The organism is Diaphorobacter sp. J5-51 (assembly GCF_001023515.1).
Taxonomy (GTDB): domain Bacteria; phylum Pseudomonadota; class Gammaproteobacteria; order Burkholderiales; family Burkholderiaceae_C; genus Diaphorobacter; species Diaphorobacter nitroreducens.
The window spans coordinates 1-3,774 of record NZ_JSYI01000131.1 but is presented as its reverse complement, the minus strand read 5'-3'; the positions used below and the strand labels follow the sequence as shown (position 1 = coordinate 3,774).

At 57.7% G+C, this 3,774-nt stretch carries 3 protein-coding genes and 1 riboswitch; all 3 genes read right to left on the bottom strand.

Annotation, left to right across the window (positions count from 1 at the left end; all coding sequences use genetic code 11):
- Positions 1–526, bottom strand: a 526-nt coding sequence (locus OX89_RS18300) for a LysR family transcriptional regulator (RefSeq protein ID WP_157497530.1), incomplete at its 3' end; no start/stop codon positions are given.
- 111 nt (positions 527–637) lie between these two features.
- The gene (eno, locus tag OX89_RS16635) at positions 638–1,924 is read right to left on the bottom strand and encodes a phosphopyruvate hydratase (RefSeq protein WP_047351450.1); all 1,287 of its coding nucleotides are present in this window, start codon (positions 1,922–1,924) and stop codon (positions 638–640) included.
- A 2-nt stretch (positions 1,925–1,926) separates the two neighbouring features.
- Complete coding sequence (locus OX89_RS16630) at positions 1,927–3,315, bottom strand: voltage-gated chloride channel family protein (protein WP_047351449.1); 1,389 nt, start codon at positions 3,313–3,315, stop codon at positions 1,927–1,929.
- An 86-nt stretch (positions 3,316–3,401) separates the two neighbouring features.
- Positions 3,402–3,480, bottom strand: a riboswitch (Fluoride riboswitch).
- Positions 3,481–3,774 lie beyond the last annotated feature (294 nt).

The following is a 3,774-nucleotide window of genomic DNA, read 5'->3' as shown; positions in this document are numbered from 1 at the left end:
AGCTTTTCGTACCGTCACTTATTGCACTGAAAACGAGGAGACCCCATATCGGCTCCGCGATGATTTCCTCGCCAACCTCCGCGGTATGGGCAAATCCGATCGTGAAGTCGCCCGACCGCAGTCCGCGCAACTGTTCAGCTAGAGGAACTTCTGTCAGCCGTATTTCAATGTCGGGCTCTTCTTCGCGGCAGTGGGCGAGAAATGCAGACAGGCGCTGGTCAACAGTGCCATCAGATATCGCGATACGCAGACTGCCTTGTAAACCCGCTGCGATGGCCTTGACGTTTTCCCGAGCCTGTTCCAAGGCAGCGAATACTCGTCGCACATCCTGTAGGAATGCTACTCCGGCCGAAGTCAGTTGGGTTCCCCGACGATCTCGATCAAAGAGAACAGCCCCCAGTTCATCCTCAAGCTCTTTAATGGCTCGGGACAGTGGGGGCTGTTCGATGTGTAAGCGCTCGGCAGCTCGTGTGAAATGCAGCTCTTCAGCCAGGATGACAAAGTAGCGGAGATGTCTCAATTCCATAAAGACCTCGAACTAATAATCCACTCTTTTGCTTGCGGAGCAGCTTTAGGCCAGTCATACAAGGCTGACCATTGATGAAAGTATGTGCATTGGCATGTGTTTATTGCTCACCTAGCGAACAAATGCGGCCCGACCGGCATAGTGGGCACGGTCACCTAATATCTCTTCAATACGCATGAGTTGGTTATACTTTTCGACACGCTCACCGCGGCAGGGAGCACCGGTCTTGAGGTGTCCGGTGTTCAATGCGACGGTTAAGTCTGCAATGAAACTATCTACTGTTTCGCCGCTGCGATGCGAAACCATCGCTCCCCAGCCAGCCGCGTAAGCCATATCTACGGCGGCGCATGTTTCGGTAAGCGTGCCCACCTGATTGGGCTTTATCAGTACGGCGTTGGCGACCTTCTCGCGGATGCCGCGCTCAATACGTTTGACATTGGTCACGAAGAGGTCATCCCCCACCAGCTCGATCTGATCGCCCAGTCGCTGATTCAGTAGTTGCCAGCCGGTCCAGTCGTCCTCTGCCAGTCCGTCCTCCAGCACCGCGATTGGGAAGCGACCAATCCAGTCTTCGTACAACTCAATCAGCTCCGATGGCGTGACTTTGCGGCTTTCGCTACGAAGGTGGTAGAGGCCGTCTTCAAAGAAACCACTGGAGGCTGGGTCGAGAGCGAGCACTACATCAATGCCAGGCCGATAGCCTGCCGCTTCGATCGCCGCCAGTATCAGCTCGATCGCATCGCTGTTGCGTTGCAGTGCAGGGGCAAACCCGCCTTCGTCACCGACTGCTGTGGAGTAGCCTCGTTCTTTCAGGATTGAGCGCAGGCGGTGGTAGATCTCTGCGCCGTAGCGGAATGCTTCAGAGAAGCTCGGAGCACCCACTGGCGCAATCATGAATTCCTGAAAATCCGGCCCCTGCCAGTTCGCATGCACGCCGCCGTTGAGGATGTTGAACATCGGCACGGGCATGCGTATATCGCGATCGCCTGCCAGATAGCGAAACAGCGGCTGACCGCAGGCCTGTGCGGCAGCACGGGCCACGGCCAAAGACACTCCGACGATTGCGTTGGCCCCGAGGCGTTCCTTGTTGGGAGTGCCATCGAATTCGATCAGCAGTTTGTCGATGTCCGCCTGATCGCAGGCATCTCTGCTGTGGAGCACTGCAGAGATCGCTTTGTTGACATGGGAAACTGCTGTGTGAACACCTTTACCGTTAAAGCGATGGACATCGCCATCTCGGATTTCGACGGCCTCGTGAATACCTGTGGACGCACCGGATGGAACGGCGGCGCGCCCCGTGGCGCCACCAGCCAGACTTACATCGACTTCGATCGTGGGGTTGCCGCGTGAGTCCAGGATTTCTCGCGCATGTATGGTCTGGATGCTGGATGCCGACATGGTCATTCTCCTTTTTGGTCGATGTCGTTTGCTTGGTGTTCGATCTGCGGCTCGCTGGTGTCCGCCGGTGGGATCGGAGGCTTCTTCTGGGCTTCGCTGCGCTGCTTGTGGAAATGCGCGAGATCGGAAATCCGAAGCTCTTCCGGAACCGTGCGCCGATGCTTGCTGTGCTTGCCGTGGCCAAGCCGTTGTGCGTGGTAGATGCCTGTATGGCCGGAGAACAGGTAAGCAGTGATGCAGCCGACCGCCGCCAGCGGGCCAATATCGGCGCCAAATAGCTCCATGGCCATCAATGTAGTGGCGATAGGCGTGTTCGCCGCACCTGCGAACACGGCAACGAAACCGATGCCAGCCAGCATCGGAAAGGGCAGGTGCAGCAATGGTGCCAGCGCGTTGCCTAGCGTCGCACCGATGTAGAACAGCGGCGTGACCTCGCCGCCCTTGAACCCAGTGCCTAGGGAGACCACTGTGAAGACGAGCTTGCCCAGCCAGTCCCAAGGCTTCATCGGCTCCTGGAACGAACGCATGATCTCGGGAATGCCGAGGCCGATGTAGTTGTAGGCGTCAAGCGCCCACACGGCGGTGGCAACGATCACTCCTCCCACGAACGGGCGGAGCGGCGCGTAGCCGATACGGCGCTTCATCGTTGCGCCCAGCTTGTGCGCGGCCTTGGCAAAGACGGCCCCTACCAGCCCAAAGATGATGCCGGCCAGTACGACGGCCAGTACGCTCCAGGCACTGATTGGCACAACTTCGGAGATGGCGTAATGCGTATGGTGGACACCGAAGGCAAGGCATACCTGGTTCGCCACGATCGCCGCTACGGCGCAAGGAAACAGCGCGTCGTAGCGCATGCGCCCGATAGCTAGTATTTCTAGCCCGAACACGGCCCCGGCCAGCGGCGTGCCAAACACTGCGGAGAAACCGGCGCTGACGCCAGTCATGAGCAGGATGCGCCGGTCTTCGTGTTCCAGCCGGAAAACATGGGTGAGCTGATCTGCAAGCGCGCCACTCATCTGCACGGCAGTGCCTTCTCGGCCGACCGATGCACCGAATAGGTGAGAGATGACGGTGCCTCCTAGCACCAAGGGCGCCATGCGTAGCGGGACAACCTTCTTGGGGTCGTGGATCTCATCGATGATGAGGTTGTTACCGCCGTCCACCTGCTTGCCCAGCAGGTGATAGACGAAGCCCACGCCCATGCCTGCAAGCGGAAGCAGCCAGATGATCCAGCGGTGCGCCTCGCGCCATTCGGTGGCGCGATCCAGAGACACTAGGAAAAATGCAGACGCGCTGCCCGCGAGAGCGGCGACAACGCTTGCGATGAGGAGCCATTTGCCAAGAGATGGCAGTAGCTCTAGCTGTTCGGGACGACGAAGATATTTACGCATTGGACCTTGGTCATGTGCTCGAAACAATCGGGCTGACCAATGCCAAGGACGTAAACGCGAACGCCTACAGCCCCCAACGAAGGTCAGGTTCTGTAGGCGTCATCAGCAGCGCATCTTCGGCTGCGGTTTCTTCAAAAGAGGAGGAACACCATCTCCTGTGTCAACTATACACAAGTTCCAGTCGTTGGTGGCCCCAATTCCAGTGCTTCACGGCGATTGACTTCTGTCGATCGAATTTCATGTCGTACAATGTTACGGTCGTTTCATATTTGGTGTTCGGATGAGCGTGGAAGGTTGGCTGTTGCTCATGTACAAGGGCCGGCGGAATTCGCGAAGAAGCGGATAATTGTGGGTTCCTCTTGGATAACTACGCGCGAAAAGCCTTCGAGACTCACGAAGGACTATTGATCGCGAGGAGATGTAATGGATGCCTCCCTCCCCACGGGGAAGTCGATCGCA